14 protein-coding genes are annotated in these 18,206 nt (G+C 67.8%); 5 read left to right on the top strand and 9 right to left on the bottom strand.

Annotated elements, in window-relative coordinates; all coding sequences use genetic code 11:
- Positions 1–20: 20 nt before the first annotated feature.
- The 8 genes from OXG83_00640 to OXG83_00605 all read right to left on the bottom strand — a co-directional run bounded on the left by OXG83_00640 (position 21) and on the right by OXG83_00605 (position 9,817).
- Entirely contained in the window at positions 21–389 is a 369-nt protein-coding gene (locus OXG83_00640; GenBank protein MCY3963513.1) for a VOC family protein, read from the bottom strand.
- Positions 386–1,456 (bottom strand): DUF4340 domain-containing protein, encoded by a 1,071-nt coding sequence (locus tag OXG83_00635; GenBank protein ID MCY3963512.1) that lies wholly within the window; start codon positions 1,454–1,456, stop codon positions 386–388. Before OXG83_00635 ends, OXG83_00640 begins: the two co-directional genes overlap by 4 nt.
- Positions 1,457–1,477: 21 nt before the next feature.
- Positions 1,478–3,613 carry a Gldg family protein gene (locus tag OXG83_00630; GenBank protein MCY3963511.1) on the bottom strand — a complete coding sequence of 712 codons (2,136 nt, stop codon included), beginning with the start codon at positions 3,611–3,613 and terminating at the stop codon, positions 1,478–1,480.
- Between the two features lie 12 nt (positions 3,614–3,625).
- Complete coding sequence (locus OXG83_00625; protein MCY3963510.1) at positions 3,626–4,387, bottom strand: ABC transporter permease; 762 nt, start codon at positions 4,385–4,387, stop codon at positions 3,626–3,628.
- Positions 4,384–5,301, bottom strand: a complete 918-nt coding sequence (locus OXG83_00620; GenBank protein MCY3963509.1) for an ABC transporter ATP-binding protein — start codon at positions 5,299–5,301, stop codon at positions 4,384–4,386. Before OXG83_00620 ends, OXG83_00625 begins: the two co-directional genes overlap by 4 nt.
- Positions 5,302–5,551: 250 nt before the next feature.
- Positions 5,552–8,143, bottom strand: a complete 2,592-nt coding sequence (locus OXG83_00615) for a M14 family zinc carboxypeptidase (GenBank protein MCY3963508.1) — start codon at positions 8,141–8,143, stop codon at positions 5,552–5,554.
- A gap of 55 nt (positions 8,144–8,198) precedes the next feature.
- The gene (locus tag OXG83_00610; GenBank protein ID MCY3963507.1) at positions 8,199–9,677 is read right to left on the bottom strand and encodes a sodium/proline symporter; all 1,479 of its coding nucleotides are present in this window, start codon (positions 9,675–9,677) and stop codon (positions 8,199–8,201) included.
- Positions 9,674–9,817: a hypothetical protein gene (locus tag OXG83_00605; protein ID MCY3963506.1), complete on the bottom strand. Its 144-nt coding sequence runs from the start codon at positions 9,815–9,817 to the stop codon at positions 9,674–9,676. Before OXG83_00605 ends, OXG83_00610 begins: the two co-directional genes overlap by 4 nt.
- Before the next feature lie 160 nt (positions 9,818–9,977).
- Between OXG83_00605 and OXG83_00600 the strand changes: the two genes are divergently transcribed.
- A complete protein-coding gene (locus tag OXG83_00600) occupies positions 9,978–11,393 on the top strand; it encodes an arylsulfatase (GenBank protein MCY3963505.1) in 1,416 nt (471 codons plus the stop codon).
- 4 nt (positions 11,394–11,397) lie between these two features.
- Entirely contained in the window at positions 11,398–12,642 is a 1,245-nt protein-coding gene (locus OXG83_00595; protein MCY3963504.1) for an aminotransferase class III-fold pyridoxal phosphate-dependent enzyme, read from the top strand.
- A 57-nt stretch (positions 12,643–12,699) separates the two neighbouring features.
- Here the strand turns inward: OXG83_00595 and OXG83_00590 are convergent, their stop codons facing one another.
- Positions 12,700–12,915: a hypothetical protein gene (locus tag OXG83_00590; protein MCY3963503.1), complete on the bottom strand. Its 216-nt coding sequence runs from the start codon at positions 12,913–12,915 to the stop codon at positions 12,700–12,702.
- 166 nt (positions 12,916–13,081) lie between these two features.
- Here OXG83_00590 and OXG83_00585 point away from each other — a divergent pair, with 166 nt between their 5' ends.
- The 3 genes from OXG83_00585 to OXG83_00575 are packed head-to-tail and all read left to right on the top strand — an operon-like array spanning position 13,082 to position 18,138.
- Positions 13,082–15,955 carry a M20/M25/M40 family metallo-hydrolase gene (locus tag OXG83_00585; protein ID MCY3963502.1) on the top strand — a complete coding sequence of 958 codons (2,874 nt, stop codon included), beginning with the start codon at positions 13,082–13,084 and terminating at the stop codon, positions 15,953–15,955.
- Positions 15,956–16,001: 46 nt separating this feature from the next.
- Positions 16,002–17,333, top strand: coding sequence for a serine hydrolase (locus OXG83_00580; GenBank protein MCY3963501.1), 1,332 nt, complete (start codon positions 16,002–16,004; stop codon positions 17,331–17,333).
- A 25-nt stretch (positions 17,334–17,358) separates the two neighbouring features.
- Positions 17,359–18,138: a diadenosine tetraphosphatase gene (locus OXG83_00575; protein MCY3963500.1), complete on the top strand. Its 780-nt coding sequence runs from the start codon at positions 17,359–17,361 to the stop codon at positions 18,136–18,138.
- The last annotated feature ends 68 nt before the right edge of the window (positions 18,139–18,206 follow it).

Below are 18,206 nucleotides of genomic sequence, written 5' to 3'. Positions count from 1 at the left end.
GACCTAGCGCCGACTCGGCTTCAGCCCATGTTGAAGAAGCAGAGCTTGTTGCCGTCGAGATCCCGAACGTAGCCGCCGTAGAACGTGGCCACGCGCGTTCCGGGCGCGCCTTCGTCCGTGCCGCCCAGCTCGAGCGCCCTGGCGTGAAGCTGGTCGACCTGCTCCTGCGAAGCCGCGGCGATCGCCACCATGTTCCCGTTCCCCGGCACCTGCGGTTCCTCGTTGTAGGGGATGCAGATCGCGAGCATCGGCTGTCCCGGCCCAACGCCGTAGCCCTTGATCCGACCCATGTCGAACAGGGTCTTCGCGCCCAGCTCGCTGAGCAGGGAGTCGTAGAAGGCCGTCGCCCGGTCCATGTCGTTCACGCCAATCGTGCAGTAGCCAATCATGAGTCAAGCTCCTCGTTCTGTTCTTCTTCGTCTTCGATCAGGTCGGCGCGGCGCAGATCCAGCTTCTCGCCGGTGAAGCTGTCCAGCTTGTAGACCCAGGAGCCGTGGTAGTCGTTGAAGTCCCGCATCTCCTCCGCCCGGTTCAGGATGTCGGCCTTCTCCTGGAGTTCCTCGTCGGGTGTGTCGCGTTCGATCTCGACCTGCTGCACCGTGTGATAGCCGCTGATCTGGATGTAGCGGTCGTCATCGCGGCCGGCGACTGAGACGACGTAACCGGATCCATCGGCCAACTCGTAACGGAACTCGGAATCGAACGAGAGATCGGCCACTTCCTCGTCGTCCGCGAGGTGAACCTCGGAGAAGCGCAGCCGGGACAGGAAGTTCCTGACCCGTCCGGCCTCGCTCGTCTTCTCACGCCGACTGGCCGGCACGCGCTCGAGAGCAAGCGTGTCGCTCTCGCCCTCACCGGTGCTGAAGGTGAAGTCGGGTCCGTCGATGCGCGCAACGTCGCTTCCGGCGACGTCGACGATTTCCTTCTGCAGGAACTGATCCGCCGTGCTGTCGATCAGCACGGTCGCCTCGGTCAGAAAGATCGGGTTCTCCTCGCCATCGAGGCGGCGGACGTAGTTGCCGCTGCCGCCCTCGAACCGGTTACCTACCCGTAACCGGACCATGTCGCTGCCGGCTGCGTTCTGGAGCGCCACCTCGACCGTGTCCTCGCCGGGCGGTTCGATGCCGAGTTCCGCGGCCAGGTTGTCGCCTGAGCCGATTTCCTTCGCGAGTTCGATGTCGAGCAGGTTCCGCACCAATCGGTTCACACCCTCGTTCCGGGCCCGGTAGTCGTGGACTTCCTCCACCACGTAGAAGTCGTCCTGCCGGCTCAGGGTGACCTGCTCGTCTCCCTGGAGGATCTCGACCGCGGCGATCTCGTCCGGGTTCAGGTTGGGCAGGAACTTCTGACCGCTCTCGAACCGATCGGCGCGCGACACGCTGTTCCAGTAGCTGAAGACCGAAAGGGCGAGCAGCGCCGCGGCCGCGGCTACAAGCCTCTGATTCAACTGGCTCATGCCGATAACTCCTAGCAAGCCCTAGCGCCGCCGGGCGCGGTAGAGACCGATCAGCAGGACGACGATGGGCATCCACCCGATGACGGCGAAGCGCACCATGGACTCCTCGCGCTCGAGCGCTTCGCGCCGGCCCTTGCGGATGTCCCGCAGCTCCCGGTTGCCTTCCAGGATCCGCTCGTTCAACTCGTCGACTTCCTCCTGCAGCTTTCGCTCGAAGAGAGCCGCGTTGCGCTGGGTGATCTCGCCCTGCTTCTCCCGCAACTCCTCCTCGAAGCTCTCGATCTCCTCCCGGATCTGCCGCTCTCGATCGAGCGTGTCGAGTTCGGCCTGCGCCTCGATCTCGTCGAAGCGAAGGAAGGGGCGGCTGATCCCGCTCTTGGCCCGAACCGACATCAAGTCCTGGGAGCCGAGCAGGTAGTCGATGCTGTTGAGAACGACCTTGTGGTTGTCGTTCGCGGCCTGAATGATCCCGAACGGGTTCTGCAGGAAGGCGATCTGGTCGTGGATGAAGTCCACGTCCGCGAACACGACGACCGCTGCCTCGCCGCGTTCCTCTTCGGGCAGGGGATCACGGTGGATGATCTGTGCGTCATCGGGCGGCGGAATCTCGATCTCGGGCGGCAGGTTGGGCGGCCGCTCCGCCTCTCTGTCCGGGTAGTCCACGCCGTCCGGGAAGGCGGTCGGCAACCTGCCGCGCACGAAGTACGCGAGCGCCAGGGGCTCCTCACCTGGTGCAAACGCGTCACGGAGCGCCGCGCCGTCGTTCAGGTCGGTGTAGGCAAGACCGTCGCCGCCGCCGAAGCCCGGCAGCACTTCGAGCGTGTTGGCGGCCGGAGTCGTCGAGATCAGCGGCCGCAGTTCGACGCCCTCCACAGGTCCGGTTTCGCCGGCGTCGCGGTCGCCGGGCTCGTCCCCCGCATCGTCTTCGCCAGCGTCGGCCTCCGACCCGTCGTCTCCCAGTTCCCGCAGCACGCCGGAAAGGAAGAAGCGCGTGTTCGACAGGCCGCGCAGCATCGGATTCTCTTCGTCCAGCACGTCTTCGTGGAGCGCGGAATCGACCTGGAGATCGATGATCACCGACTCGGCGGCGCCGAACTGGCTCATCGGCCGCCGCGCCGCCAGCTCGAAGTCGGCCGCGAACCGGTTCGCTGGAAGCTCCAGACCCCAGGATGCGAGCAGCGGCTCCAGGTTCGAGGCCGGCTGGTACTGGAGGGCCATCCAGGGCTGCTGCGGGTTCTGCGGCGGGGTGTCGCCCAGCGCATACGGATCGAGGAAGATCAGCGTGTTGCCGCCTGCGGCCACCCACTGGTCGATCGCGAAGGCCGTCTTGTCGGGCAGGTCCTTGGGATGGATCACGATGAGCAGGTCGTAGTCGTCACTCGAGATCTCGTCCACGTCCGGCGCGACCTGGGAAACGTCGTAGAGGTCTTCCAGCACCTGGACGATGATCCACTTCTGCGACGGAGTCCGGCCCTGAGCCGCCAGCATCTGCGCCATGAACGGGTCCTGGGCGCCGCCGAAGACCTCCAGGCTCGAGAGCACCCCCACCCGCTGCCGGGCCGGCCAGAGCAGACCGTGGATCTTCTTCGAGATCTCGTACTCGATGTTCTCCTGCTCCTGCGGCCACAGGAACTCGATCGTCTCCCTGCTACCGGTCTGCGTCTCGAACGCGAGACCGAAGTAGAAGAGATCGCCGTTCTGGTTGATCAGCTTGCCGTCCAGGCCGTCCTCGGCGGCGCGGTCCGCGTCGTCGCTGTCGGGAAGCGGGTCGATCGTCTCGAGGCGAATCTTCCCGGCCGCGGCCCTCTCATACTCAGCCAGCAGGCTGCGCAGATAGCGCTCGTAGCCGATGAAGTCCTTGACGAACTTGGGCAGCGTCTTGCCCGCCGTCTCGGAGAAGTAGAGGCGGATGTCCAGCGGATTGACGCCCTCTTCCTGCATGCGATCGAGGATCGCGTGGCTGCCGTCGGTCAGCGAGTAGAGATCGCCCCCGGAAAGGTCGACGCGCCAGCCCTCCAGCCACTCATTGGCGACGTGGATCGAGAGCACGGTCACGAGCCCGATGAGGGCCAGGGTCAGGAGGCGGCTCTGCGCCACCGTCATCCCCTTCGTGCCGTCGGCGCCGGCGTCCGGACGTACGTTCGGTTCGTCAGTCATCTGCCCAACCCCTCAATTGGTCTTCGTCTGGCCGAGCACCAACATGCCGCAGACCAGCCAGCCGACGGTGAACAACACGAAGAACAACAGCGAGTTCAACTGCAGGAGGCCGCGGGTCAGCGTCTCGAAGTGGTCGAGCAGGCTGAGCGACGAGACCACGCGCTCCACATAGCCGCCGAACCACTTGCCCACGAACTCCTGGGTCTGGGGCACGCCGATCAGCAGGAAGCCGACCGAGGCCGCCACCGCCAGGATGAACGCGACCACCTGGTTCTTCGACAGCGCCGAGAACAGGAGGCCGATCGCCAGCAGCACCGCGGCCGCCAGCAGGGTCGCGACGTAGCTCGCGAAGATCGCGCCCCAGTCCGGGTCGCCGAGGCGGGCCACCTGAAACACGGCCGGCCACGTCAGCAACACGGACACGGCCAGAAACGCCCAACCGGCCAGGAACTTGCCGAGATAGGAACCCTCGAGAGTGATCGGCAGGGTCAGCAACAGCTCGACCGTGCCGGACCGGCGCTCCTCCGCCCACAGCCGCATTGCCACTGCCGGCACCAGCACGACGAAGATCCAGGGCAGGTAGCTGAACAGCGCGTCGAGGTTCGCCTCGCGGAGCTCCAGGAAGCGGCCGAAGTCGCGCGACACCATGAGATAGCCGCTGGCAATCAGGAAGATGACGATGAAGATGTAGCCGAGCGGCGACGCGAAGTAGCCGTGGAACTCCCGCCGCAGCACCGCCCTCATCCCGGTGAAACGCCGCGCCAGCGCGCTCATGCCGCCACTCCCCTCGTCACGTCGCGGAAGAGTTCGTCCAGCCGGCCTTCTCTCACCCTGACGTCGGCGACGCGGTGCTCGCCGACCGCGGCCAGCACCTCGTTCAGCCGGTTCTCGCCGCCGGCAGGCTCGGCCTCGACCTCGCCGCCGGGCAGGACGTGAGCCGACGCGCACCACTCGGCCTCGGCCAGTTTCGCCGCCACCTCGGCGGCGTCTCCTTGCGTTACCCGGAAACGAACCGCGTTGTGGCCGGGCGCCTGGCTCACGAGGTCCTCCGGCGTCGAGTCGACCAGGATGCGGCCCTCGGAGAGAATGACGGCCCGGTTGCACACGCGCTCCGCCTCATCGAGGATGTGCGTCGACAGCACGATGCAGCGGTCCGACGACAGGCTCGAGATCAGGTCCTGGACCACCGCCTTCTGGTTCGGATCGAGACCGTCCGTCGGCTCGTCGAGGATCAGCACGTCAGGGTCGTGAATCAGCGCCTGGGCCAGGCCGACCCGGCGCTTGTAGCCCTTGGACAGGGTTTCGATCGTCTGCCCCCTCACGCTCCTCAGGTGCGCCGTCTCAAGAACCCTCTCGATCGCCTCTTCCGCGGCCTCAAGCTCCCGTGCCTCGGCGATGAAGTGCAGGAAAGCCTCGACGGTCATCTCGCCGTACGCCGGGGCGTCCTCCGGCAGATATCCGATCCGCCGACTCACCGCCAGCCGGTCCGCACCGACATCGATCCCAGCCACCATGACGGAACCTCGGTCCGGCTCCAGGAAGCCGGTGATCATCTTCATCGCCGTCGTCTTGCCGGCGCCGTTCGGTCCGAGAAAGCCGAGCACGTCGCCGCGGCGTACGGTAAAGCTGATGCCGTCGACAGCGCGGATCGAACCGTAGTGCTTGGTCAAGTCACTGACCGCGATCAGGACTTCGCCACCTTCGCTCACTCTTGTCGTTTCTCCGTGGACAGTTGACGACTTCGTTTCGTCCCCATGCCTGACGCCCGGCTCGACGGTTCTTGCAAGCTTCGTCAGAGGCGTCAAAGTGGCAAGACCCACCGACCTCGGCGCGTCGTTTCTGCGCGCCGGGCCAGCTTGGCCCGCCGGATCTCAGCACAACGCCGCAGACGAACGCAAGACGCCTGCCAGGCGAGGGCTTGGACAGGCCCGCCGATCGCTACCAGGTTTCCGGTGCGGAGGTCGAGTCGATCAGGCCAGAGAGGAAGATCGAGTTCAGAAACAGACGGTTCGAGCCATAGAAGTAGGCACGGAAGTTCGGATTGTCGAGGAGCTGGATCACGACGCCGCGGCCCATCCGGCTGGCGACGACGGCGGGCTTGCCGGCCAGCAGGCGCTGGTTCTCCGGCGATATCCAGCCGCTCAGCCGCGGCGGGTCCTGGTACAGGGCGACGTTCTCGAAGGGATCGGAACTCGCCGGCAGGACCCACTCCCCCGTTCGGATGACGGCCAGGTCCGACCGCCTGTAGCCGTAAGCCAGGGGGTGCGTCAGATCGAGCTCGACGCCGACGATCGTTCCGGCCATGAGTTGTTCGGCACGCTGGTCACGGTAGTCGGCGTAGCGGGGGCGCTCCGGCGTTTCGGGGGCGTCCGCGTCCGCCGCATCCTCCGATGCCTCCTCGCGGCCCAGGAGCTCCACACTCGCCCAGCGGCTCGCCGCGCCGATGGCCACGACCGCGCCGCCACCCCGCACCCAGGTCCGGAGGCGATCCCGAACCTCTTCCCGGGGCGCCGCGCCGCCGAAGCCGCCCAGGGCCAGCACGACGTGGGTGTAGCGGTCCAGGTCCGCGCCGGCCAGCGCATCGAGATCGACCAGCGAAACCTCGACGCCGAATCGCTCGTCGAGCAGGTGCCAGGCTTCGCCCACGCGGTACGACGGGGTCCCGGAACCGCTCACGAGCAGCGTCCGCGGCGCGACCAGCGGCCGCAGGCTCGGGCTCCCCATGTCGATTCCCGCCGCGGCCTGACCGCTGATCAATCGGTGCACGTCGACACCGTCGGCAGCGGATGCCTCGGTGAACAGCCGCTCCAGGTCGATTCCAGCGTTCGCGCCCGGCTCTCCCTCGCGCCCCACCGGCACGACGATCGCTCCGGGATCGAACGACTCCGGGCCGCCGACCGTTTCCGCCGTAAACGGCCGCGCCGCGGCACGCGTCCTCACCCCGGCACGCTGCAACCGGTTCAGGACCCGCGGCGCGAAGTAGCCGTCCCACGAGAAGGCATACGCGTAGACCGCCTCGTTCAACCTCGCAGCACCGAACCGGCCGGCCTCAATCGATGCTTCCGTGACTGGAGCCCCGAGCATCTCCGCTCTGTAGTCGTCCCCCTCGAGCAGGTCGTACTCGGCGCCGAAGGCGAGCGGCAGGGTCCAGGCCGAGACGTCGTAGAAGACGGTGTCGCCAAACTCGGTCACCTTCTCGAAGAAGGACCGGACGAGGGTCGTCTGCGCCTGCTCCAGCGGCACCAGCCAGGACGCGCCCGAAGGATAGGCCCGATCCTCGAATGCGATGTCGTCCACCGTCCCGTAGACCTCGATCTCGTGGCGCAGCAGCAGGTCGAGCATTCGATGCGCCCGGCCGCGGTCGCCGTCCACGTGAAACACGTAGGCGGCCGGACCGGACTCCTCCGCCGCGGCCAATGCGTCGCGGAAAAAGTCACGCTGGTGTTCGAGAAGCTCGAGGCGCTTCGCCACGCCGCCCTCGACCATGGAGAGAGACGCCAGGAGCTGGTTCTTGATCCCGAAACCGAATGCCAGCTCTCCGTTCGCCGTCTCCATCAGGTGCCCCTCCGCACTCGCCTGCTCGAACAGAAAGCCGACCGCGCCGTGCGCATCCGGATAGGTAGAGCCCTTGCCGAGGTAGAAGTCGTCGAAGCCCTCCTGCGTGTAGTAGAGCCGTCCCACTCCATCGAACACGGCGGCGTGGTGCGCCGCGATCGCTTCCGTCAGTTCCACGTTGCGCTCGGGGATCAGCGGATTCCGCCGGCTCGGGACCCCGGGCTGAAAGAAGTACGTGGCGTTCGAACCCATCTCGTGGAAGTCGCCGACCAGGTTCGGCTGCCACGCCTTCCAGGCCGCCATGCGGTTCCGCGACTCGGGATGCTGCAGCAGCAGCCAGTCCCGGTTCAGATCGAACCAGTAGTGGTTCGTGCGGCCGCCCGGCCACGGTTCCCGGTGTTCCCGGTGATCGGGGTCGGGATTCAGCACCATGCCCCGGTTCGTGTTCGCCCAGTGCGCGAAACGGCCGATCCCGTCTGGATTCAGGCTCGGGTCGACCAGGATGACTGCCTGCTCCAACTGCTCGGCAACCACGTCGGAGAGCGACGCGGCCAGGTGGTAGGCAACCAGCATCGAGGCGTTCGCGCCGCTCGGCTCGTTGCCGTGGATGCTGTAGCCGAGCCAGATGACGACGGGCAGCTCCTCGAGCTCCGGTGCCGGCAGCCGCGGATCGACTAGGCTGCGCCTCTGCTCGCGGATCTCGTCGAGGCGAGCATGGTTGCGTGGCGAGGTGATCGCCAGCAGGAGCTGGGGACGCTGCTCGTGGGTCCTCCCCTGCACCGAGACGCTCACGCGCGGCGAGGAGGCGGCCACCGCCCGCATGTAGGCATTGAGCTGATCGGGGCGAACGTGCCACTCGCCCACCTCGTAGCCGAGTACCGCGGACGGTCTGGGCACGTTCGGGTCGTAAGCGGCGGGATCGCCGGCGTCCGCGAGGTAGTACGAGAGTTCTTCGGCCGTCGCCGGTAACGCCAACGCGCCTACCAGAAGGAGAACAGAGGACAATCTGGGCATGGCGGGCAGTGTAGCCCTAGGAACCCCTCACCGTCGCGTGAACGTCCTCGAACTCCGCCGCCGCCCCTTCGGGCGGTCTTGTCCGCAGGCTGACGATCACCGTTGCCGCCGTCCCCGCGATGAGCCCCGGGATCAGTTCGTAGAGGTCGTAGTAGGACGCCTTGAACAGCACCACCCAGGCCACCGTCACCACGAATCCTGTAGCCATCCCGGCCAACGCGCCCGGCAAGGTCGTCCGCTTCCAGAAGAGAGAGCAGAGGACGACCGGGACGAAGGCGCCCCCCAGCCCCGACCAGGCGAACAGCATGAACCAGAACAGCAGCGGCGGTTCGAACAGGGCGAAGGGAATGGCCACCAGGCCCACGAGCGCGGTCACGTAGCGCCCGTAGCGCGACAGGCGCCCGTCACCGCGGGCCGCGCCGAGGATCTTCTGCCCGAAGTCCCTGACGACGGCCGACGAGGCGAGGATCAACAGGGAATCGACGGTCGACATGATCGCGCCCAGAACGATGACGAGGAAGATGCCCGTGAAGAGGGCCGGGAACAGCTCCGCGCTCATCGTCGGCATCACGGTTTCCGGATCGTCCAGCAACGGGAACAGGGCCCGGCCGGCGATCCCCGTGAACACCGCGCCGATGTCGAACAGCACCATGCACACGACGGCGACCCGGCCGCCGCGCACCAGTTCGCGGCCCGAAGCCGCGGACATGAACCGGGTCAGGAGTTGCGGCACACCCAGGAAGGCGAGCCCGATGCCGGCGAAGCTCGCGGCCGACAGCACGCCCGCCCAGGTCGCGCCGTGGCTGCCCATCGCCCGCAGCAGGTTGGGATCGGCCGTCTCGAGCGTGCCGATCACTTCGTTCCAGCCGCCCGCGGCCGCGATGCCGACGATCGGGAGCATGACGAGCCCGCCCACCATGAGCAGCCCCTGCACGAGGTCCGAGTAGGCCACCGCCTTGAAGCCGCCGACGGCCGTGTAGACGATCGTGACACCCGCGCCCAGGAAGACGCCGGTGACGTAGCTGAACCCCAGGAAGGACGAGAAGGCCTTGCCCGTCGCCACCAGTTGGGCGCAGCAGTAGACCGCGACCATCGACAGGATGATCGCGATGCTCAGCTTGCGCAGTAGTTGCCGGCGGTCCCGGAACCGTTCCTCCAGGTAGTCGGGAACGGTGATCGCCCGGTACCGGTCGGTGTACTCCTTGAACGGCCGCGAAACGAGGGTCCAGGCGATCGCAACGCCCATCACTTCGCCGAAGACGACCCACAGCGCGTGGAAGCCGACCGCGTAGCCCATCCCGGTCAGACCCAGCAGCAGCCAGCCGCTCTCGCCGGTGGCGTTCGAACTGAAGGCGATGACCCAGGAGGGCAGTTTCTTGCCGGCGACGTAGTAGCCCTCGAGGCTCCCTCCCTCGCGCCGGCCCCACAGGCCGAGCCCGATCAGGACCAGCATGTACAGGCCCAGGGGGACGAGGACCAGCGCGCTTGCCGTCACGCCGCACCGCTCCGCGCGGTCCCGTGACCGCGGCGGCGACCACGCCGCTCAAGCCACCACCGCAGCAGAACCAGAGCCGGTCCGCCGACGACCGACACCGCGAGCAGAGCCCAGGTCGAGATCGGCAGGCCGGCCCACATGGGCCGTCAGGCTAGCAGTCGAGTCGCGGCGTCCGCGCCGCGCTGACGCACAGGAACAGGCGTGTCCCTACAGTCGCCGTGGCAGGATCGGTCCGCATCCGGCAGCGCGGCGCACGGCGACACCTCGCGGCAGCCACCGCACGAGGAACGAGAGGCAGGCATGAAACCACCCAACATCGTCTTCATGCTGACCGACAACATCGGTTACGGCGACCTGGGCTGCTACGGCGGCGGCATCACGCGGGGCGCCCCGACTCCCCGCCTCGACGCACTGGCCGCCGAAGGCCTGAGACTGACGAACTTCAACGTGGAAGCCGAGTGCACGCCGACCCGATCCGCCCTGCTCACCGGTCGAATGCCCATCCGCACCGGCTGCCACCGGGTGATTCCACCCGGCATCAAGCAGGGGCTGGCGCCCTGGGAGTACACCCTGGCCGAGCTGCTCCGGGATGCCGGCTATCGCTGCGCCATCTTCGGCAAGTGGCATCTGGGTAACGTCCAGACGCGCATGCCCACCCGCTTCGGCTTCGAGGAGTGGTGGGGCGTACGCGACAGCACCGCGCCCGCCATCTACGGCGACCTGATCGGCTTCGATCCGGACGAGATGGACAATCCCATGCTGTGGGAGGGCCGCCTCGGCGAACCGTGTGTGCCGGTGCGGCCCTACAACCTGGAAAGCCGCCCGTTCGTCGACTCGATCATCACCGAGAAGTCCGTGGCCTACATCCACGAACACGCGGGCGGGGACAAGCCCTTCTTCCTCTACATCCCCTACTCGCTCGTGCACCACCCGGCCATGCCACACCCCGACTTCAAGGACCGGACCCGCGGCGGCGACTTCGCCGACTGCATGGTGGAGTGCGACCATCGCTCGGGCCAGGTCCTCGAGGCCATCGAGGAGGCCGGCATCGCGCGGGACACGCTCGTCGTGTGGGCCAGCGACAACGGGCCGGTGCTGATCCCCAGTCTCGGCCCCCAGGCGGACTCGGGCCCCTGGCGCGGCTGCCTGGGCACCGCCTACGAAGGCCAGTTGCGGACCCCCTGCATCCTGCGCTGGCCCGGCCGGGTGCCTGCCGGCGCCGTCAGCGATCAGATCGTAAGCGTCATGGACTTCTACCGCACCCTCGCCCACCTGGCGGACGCCGGGAACCTGGTGCCGGACGACCGGGTCCTGGACAGCGTGGACCAGTCCGAGGTCTTCCTCGGGAACACCGACAAGGGACCGCGCGAGCACCTTCTGTGCTTCATCAAGGACGAACTCGCGGCCATCAAGTGGCGGCAGTTCAAGATGCACTTCGTGGAGTTCCAGCCCGAAGCGGGACGGCGCACGCGCATCTCGCTGAACAACCCCCAGCTGTTCAATGTCGAGCAGGACCCGAAGGAAGAGTGGGACATCATGGAACCCAACACCTGGATTGCGGAGCCGATCAACGGGCTCATGCGCGACTACCACGTCTCCGTCGCCAAGTGCCCTCACGTCCCGCCGCGAGGAGCCAGCCCCGGCGTCAAGGGAGACATCCACGCGGAAGAAGCGGAGGCTACGCGCGCCACCGAGGTCGGAACGGAAGGAGCCTGACCCGATGAACGACTCCGTCGACGGTCCGCGAGGCCGGGAACTCTGGGAGAGAACGGACGCGGTCATACCCCGCGGCGGCATCTACCTGACCCGGTCCGCGCGCTTCGCTGGCCGGGACGTGCTGCCAGGGTTCATCCGCTCGGCGAAGGGGTGCCGGATCGAGGACGCCGACGGCCGCTCCTACCTGGACTTCAACTGCGGGAACGGGCCGAACATCCTGGGCTACTGCCACCCCGAAGTCGACGCCGCGGCCGCCGAGCAGTCCGGCGCGATGGACCTCAGCGCCTTCTTCCCGGAGACGATGCCGCTCTACGCCGAGCAACTGCTCGGAGCGGTGGCAGGTTTCGACTGGACGATCTTCACCAAGAACGGATCGGACAGCACGAACCTCGCGCTGCGCACCATGCGGTCCTCGACCCACCGGCCCTGCGTCATCCTCTTTCGGGACTCCTACCACGGCTTCGGGGCCGAGATCGCGCTCCACCCGGAAACCCCGGCCACCGGCGAGCAGCGGCACGTCGCGCGCGTCCCCTGGAACGACGCCGGGGCCCTGGAGCGCGCGGTGGAGGAACTCGGAGACCGCCTCGCCGGCATCATGATCAGTCCCCTCGACCAGAACCCGAGCCAGGAGACGCGGGAGGCGAGCCCGGAAATCGTCGCGGCGATTCACGCCGCGCGCGAACGGACCGGGTGCCGCGTGGCCCTGGACGACGTCCGCGCCGGTTTCCGGATGCACCCGAAGGGCTCCCACCTCGGCATGGGCCTCAAGCCTGATCTCATCTGCCTGGGCAAGCCCCTGGCGAACGGCTACTCCGTCTCGGCCGTACTCGGCCGCAACGAACTGCGGGAGGGCGCGGAACGGATCGCCTTCACCGCGACCTACATGTTCTCCGCGGTCGCCTTCCGCGCCGGCATGAAGACGCTCGAGATCTACGAGCGGGAGGACGTCTTCGAGCACATGATGCGAATGGGCACGCGGCTCGGGGCGGGAATCGTCGCCGCCGGACGGGCGCAAGGCCACGAGGATGTGGTCATGTCCGGGCCGCCGACCATGCCCACCTTTCTCTTTCGCGGCGATGTGAAGGCCAAGCGCGCCCGCATCTTCGGCAGCCAAGCGGCCCGACTCGGCGCCATCTTCCACCCCCGGCTCAACTGGTTCCTGTCGCTGGCGCACCAGCCGGACGACATCGAGGAGGCCATCGACATCGCCAGCCGCGCCTTCGCCCTGACCCCGCTGACGCCGCCGTAGTAGTGGCGGCCGCTGGCCACCACCGTCAGGCTAGCCGCGGTGCCCCAACCCGGCGGCTTACGGCAGCAACCTGATCGCCGCAACGATCAAGGCGCCGAAGCCGATCATCGTCGTGACCATCGTCGTAACCATGGTCTTCAGCATCCACACCTTGAGATCAGCCAGGTCGGCCTTGGTCGCCATGTGCTGCATGCGCTCGTCGATCCGGGCGCGCCACGCAACCCAGTCGTCCGTCCGGGGCGGATCGGCGGTCGTCACGTTCGCGGTCGTCATGTCACTTTGCCTCCACGAGGCGCCCGGAGAACCGGCGAGTTGGCCTCCCGAGTATGGCACGGATCCCGGCGTGTGCGAGCACCGTTAGTAGACTCGCCCGACTTCGTTCCGCGGCGGGATCTCCTGGCCTCGCAGGCCCGTCGAGAACTGGCGAGGGAGATCCACCGTGCCGAGACCTCAGTCCGTAACCGCCGCACTGGTAGCCGCGGCTCTCACCGTCAGCGCCGCGCCGGCGCAGGCCTCGGACGGCGACCTCGACGAAGACACGTTCCTCGAACGAACCCGGCGCCTGATCTACGAAGGCAAGCGCTCCGGCGAGGGCTACTTCTCAGCGGACGGCGGCCTCCTCGTCTTCCAGAGCGAGCGGCGGCCCGAGAATCCGTTCTACCAGATCTACCTGCTCGATCTGGCCACCGGCGACACCCGGGAGGTCTCGACCGGAATCGGCAAGACGACCTGCGCCTTCATTCGTCCGGACGGCTCCGAGATCCTGTACGGGTCGACCCACCACGACCCGCGTTCGGCCGAGTTGCAGCAGCAGGAACTCGACTTCCGCGCCTCGGGCCAGGAACGGCGCTACGCCTGGGACTATGACCCGGAGATGGACATCTACACCGTGCCGATGGCCGGCGGCGAGCCGCGGCGCCTGACCGACGCGCGGGGCTACGACGCCGAAGGCGCCTACTCTCCGGACGGTGAGTGGATCGTCTTCGCCTCCACGCGGGACGCCTTCAACCGAAGACTCTCCGAGCGCGAAAAGAACCTGCTCGAAGTCGATCCCGCCTACTTCGGCGAGATCTACGTCATGCGCGCGGACGGCAGCGAACAGACCCGGCTCACCAACGTGCCCGGGTACGACGGCGGTCCGTTCTTCTTCGCCGACGGTTCCCGCATCGTCTGGCGACGCTTCAGCGAGGACGGCCTGATCGCCGACGTCTGGTCGATGAATCCGGACGGCTCGGACCAGCGGCAGTTGACGGACTTCGGAGCGATGAGCTGGGCCCCGTACCAGCACCCCTCAGGGCAGTACATCTTCTTCGCCTCAAACAAGCTCGGCTTCGAGAACTTCGAGGTCTTCATCGTCGACACCGAGGGGACGAAGGAACCGGTGCGGGTCACCTACACCGACCGCTTCGACGGCCTGCCCGTTCCGTCGCCGGACGGCCGCCGGCTCGTCTGGACCTCCAGCCGCCACGGCGGAGACGGCGGCCAGCTCTATATCGCCGACTGGAACCACGAGGCCGCGCTCGCGGCCCTCGCGGCCTCGCCGGACCGCGACGCCTCCGGTCCGCCGGCCGATCCGCGATCCGCGCTCGAAAGCCACGTGACCACCCTCGCCTCGCCCGAGTTCGGCGGCCGCCTCACGGGCACGGAAGGCGAGCAGCGAGCCGCCGCCTACCTGGCCGAACAGCTTGCGGCGCTCGGCGCCGAGCCGTTGCCCGGCAAGGACGACCTGCTGCTCGACTTCGAGTTCACCTCCGGCGCCCGCGACACGGGCTCGACGATCCAGATCGAAACCGAGGGCGGCGCCACCACGTACAGCGATCAGACACAGATCCAGGCGCTCGGTTTCTCCGACGCGACCGAAATCGAGGGAGAGGCGGTGTTCGCCGGCTACGGCATCCGCGTGCCGGACTCCCAGGACTTCGGCTACGACAGCTACGCCACGCTCGACGTCAGCGGCAAGATCGCCGTCGTCCTGCGCTACGTCCCCGAGGACCTCGAGGGCGAGGCGCGGGCTATCCTCAACCGCTACTCGGGACTCCGCTACAAGGCACTGACGGCGCGTGAGGCGGGCGCCGTGGGGCTCCTCGTCCTGACCGGGCCGCGGTCCCCCAACGCCGGCGAGACGATCCCCATGGCCTTCGACACCGCTGCGGCCGGCTCCGGCGTCGCCGCCGCCAGCATCGGCGAAGATGCCGCGAACGCGTTGTTCGCCGGCACCGGCCGCGATCTGGAAGAGATCCAGCAGAGCTTCGACGACGGCAACCCGCACAACGCCGGCTTCGACCTTCCGGGCGTCCGTGTCACCCTGAAGACGGCGATCGAGCGGGAGCGCAGCACGGCCCGCAACGTCGTCGCCGTCCTGCCCGGCGGCAAGGCGGAAAGCCTCGCCAAACCGTGGGTCGTCGTGGGCGCCCACTACGACCACCTCGGCCAGGGGCGCGGCGGCAACTCGCTGGCTCGGCCGGACGAGAAGAACGCCATTCACCTCGGCGCCGACGACAACGCCTCCGGCACGGCGGCGGTGCTCGAAGCCGCGCGCCAGTTGCGCGCGCTGGGCCACGACCGGAACGTCGCGCTCGCCTTCTGGTCGGGCGAGGAACTGGGGTTGCTGGGCTCGGCGGACTTCGTCGACGATGCCGTGATTCCGACCGACCAGATCGCGGCCTACGTCAACCTGGACATGGTCGGCCGCGTCCGCGACAACCGCCTGACCGTCCAGGCGGTCGGTTCGAGTCCCGACTGGACGGGGCTGGTCGAAGCCGCCAACGTTCCGGTGGGCTTCGACCTCGGCATGCAGACCGATCCGTACCTGCCGACCGACACCTCGAGCTTCAACGGCGCCGGCGTTCCGACCGTCAACCTGTTCAGCGGCTCCCACGAGGACTACCACCGACCGACCGACACGGCGGACCTGATCAACTACGACGACCTGGAGCGCGTGGCCCGCTTCGCCGCCCTGTTGACGCGCCGCGCCGCGAACCAGGCCGAGCCGCTCGAGTTCGCCAAGGTCGAGCGGACCCTTCAGCAGGGCGGCAGCCGCGACACAGTGCGCGCCTACACCGGCACCATCCCCGACTACGCGAGCGAAGTGGAAGGCCTGCTGCTGGGCGGCGTGATGGAGGGCGGCCCGGCCGCCGAGGCCGGTCTTGAGGCCGGCGACGTGATCGTCGAGTTCGCCGGCCAGACGATCGCCAACATCTACGACTACACCTACGCCCTCGACGCCGTGAAGATCGACGAACCGATCGAGGTCGTCTACGTGCGCGACGGCGAACGTCACACGACGACGCTGACGCCCCGCGCGAGACGCTGAATCACCAAGGCTGAAGACCACCCCCACACTCTCAGAGAGGCGCCCTATGAACCTCGACCAACGTGACCGTGTCCTGATGCTCTCCGCCCCCGCGTTTCTCCTCGGCAGCCTCCTCGCCGGTACGGCGCTGGCCGCTCCGCCGGCCGCAGCCGCGGACCAGAACGCGGCCGCCCCGCTGCCGATCGCCGCGCCGGAGAGCGCCGGCATGTCGAGCGAGCGGCTCGAGCGCCTCTCCGAGGCGGTCGGCGCCTACATCGACCGCGGGCAGGTCGCCGGTACGGTCACCCTCGTCGCGCGCCGCGGCAAGGTCGTCCACTTCGAGGCCCAGGGCGAACGCTGGCCCGAGGATGGCGCCCCGATGACCCGGGACACGATCTTCCGGATCGCCTCGATGACCAAGCCGATCGCTTCCGTGGCGCTGATGACCCTGCACGAGGAGGGCCGGTTCCAGCTCCGCGATCCGATCGCGAAGTACCTGCCCGAGTTCGCCGAGATGCAGGTCGCGACGGTGCCCGACGCCGACGAGTACCTGGGCGCCCCCTACAAGCTGGTCCAGGCAGCGCGGCCGATCACCGTCCAGCACATCCTGACCCACACCGCCGGCTTCGCGAACAACTATCGGGGGCTGCTCGGCGCCGAGTACGCGAAGCTGCGCAACAACCGGGACCCGGAGTGGACGGTCGGCGACTTCGTCACCGCCCTCGCCGAGCTGCCGCTCGAGTTCCATCCCGGCGACGCCTGGCAGTACGGCCCGTCCGTTGACGTGGTCGGGCGGATGGTCGAGGTCCTGTCCGGCCAGACCCTGGACGAGTACCTGAAGGAGCGCATCTTCGATCCGCTGGGCATGGTCGACACGTACTTCTACCTGCCCGAGTCGAAGGTCGGCCGCTTCGCCGCGCTCTACCGGCCCGGCGAGGACGGCAGGATCGTCCTCACCGAGTCGCCGGACACCAATGCCCGGCACGTGCGGGAGCCCCACAGGTACTTCAGCGGCTCCGGCGGCCTCGTCTCCACCGCGGCCGACTACTACCGCTTCCACCAGATGATGCTGAACGGCGGCGAACTGGACGGCGCGCGCATCCTCGGCCGCAAGACGGTCGAGCTGATGACGTCGAACCACACCGGCGACCACGGCCTCTGGCTGCGGGGTCCCGGCTACGGCTTCGGCCTCGGCTACAGCGTGGTGACGGACAAGGGCGCTTCGGCGATGCCGGCCTCGGTTGGGTCCTACTCCTGGGGCGGCGCCTACTGCACCGTCTTCTGGGTCGATCCGGTAGAAGAGTTGATCGGCATCCTGATGACCCAGGTCCGCCCCTACACGCACCTCAACATCCGCCAGGATCTCCAGACGCTGACCTACCAGGCGATCGTCGACTGACGAATCGCGGAGGGAGACCTCCCCGATGGCAACCTGGGCGATCGGCGACGTTCACGGTTGCTTCCGCACTCTTGAGGCGCTGATCGAGCGGATCGATCCCGACGTCACCCGGGACCGCCTCTGGATGGTGGGCGATCTCGTGAACCGCGGTCCGAGTTCGCTCAGCGTGCTCCGGTGGGCCAGGGCGCTGGAAGAGGAAATGGGCGACCGGTTTCGGGTCGTCCTGGGAAATCACGACCTCCACCTGATCGCGCGGCATCGGGGTCTCGCCAGCGCGAGGCCAGGCGACACCCTGGACGACGTTCTGCAGGCCGCCGACGGTCCCGATCTCGTCGAGTGGCTGCGACGACGACCGTTCATCCACTTCGGCGGCACTGGCGATGACGCCTTCGTGCTCGTTCACGCCGGACTACTCCCCGGTTGGTCACGGCGGGACGCCACCATGGCGGCGCAGCGGCTGGAACGGCAACTTCGGGGTCCTGATCCGAAACGCCTGCTGCACAGCCGCGACGACGAAGCTCTGGCCGCATTCACTCGAATGCGGATGCTTGATCCGGACGCCGGATTCCACGACCACAACGGCGCGCCCGAAGCGGCGCCAGCGGGCCTCAGCCCGTGGTTCGAGGTCGAGCCGCGAGGCTGCCCCGGCCACACGGCGATTACCGGTCACTGGGCCGCGCTTGGCATGCGGCTCCGGCCGGATCTGATCGCTCTCGACAGTGGATGCGTCTGGGGCGGCAGGCTCACCGCGGTCCGTCTGGAAGATCGGCGAGTCGCACAGAAGAGAGTGGCCGACCCGCTGTAACGCAGATCGGAGGGTCGCTCCGGAAACCAATCGGGGCACCGATGCGTTGTACCTAGTGAAGGTACCGG

The organism is Acidobacteriota bacterium, from assembly GCA_026707545.1.
GTDB lineage: Bacteria > Acidobacteriota > Thermoanaerobaculia > Multivoradales > Multivoraceae > Multivorans.
This window is presented reverse-complemented; position numbering and strand designations above follow the sequence as displayed.

Bases quoted from the DNA above. Each gene is read 5' to 3' on its own strand.
- OXG83_00640 (MCY3963513.1), bottom strand. From the start codon at position 389: ATGATTGGCTACTGCACGATTGGCGTGAACGACATGGACCGGGCGACG.
- OXG83_00635 (MCY3963512.1), bottom strand. From the start codon at position 1,456: ATGAGCCAGTTGAATCAGAGGCTTGTAGCCGCGGCCGCGGCGCTGCTC.
- OXG83_00630 (MCY3963511.1), bottom strand. From the start codon at position 3,613: ATGACTGACGAACCGAACGTACGTCCGGACGCCGGCGCCGACGGCACG.
- OXG83_00625 (MCY3963510.1), bottom strand. From the start codon at position 4,387: ATGAGCGCGCTGGCGCGGCGTTTCACCGGGATGAGGGCGGTGCTGCGG.
- OXG83_00605 (MCY3963506.1), bottom strand. From the start codon at position 9,817: ATGTGGGCCGGCCTGCCGATCTCGACCTGGGCTCTGCTCGCGGTGTCG.
- OXG83_00600 (MCY3963505.1), top strand. From the start codon at position 9,978: ATGAAACCACCCAACATCGTCTTCATGCTGACCGACAACATCGGTTAC.
- OXG83_00595 (MCY3963504.1), top strand. From the start codon at position 11,398: ATGAACGACTCCGTCGACGGTCCGCGAGGCCGGGAACTCTGGGAGAGA.
- OXG83_00590 (MCY3963503.1), bottom strand. From the start codon at position 12,915: ATGACGACCGCGAACGTGACGACCGCCGATCCGCCCCGGACGGACGAC.
- OXG83_00580 (MCY3963501.1), top strand. From the start codon at position 16,002: ATGAACCTCGACCAACGTGACCGTGTCCTGATGCTCTCCGCCCCCGCG.
- OXG83_00575 (MCY3963500.1), top strand. From the start codon at position 17,359: ATGGCAACCTGGGCGATCGGCGACGTTCACGGTTGCTTCCGCACTCTT.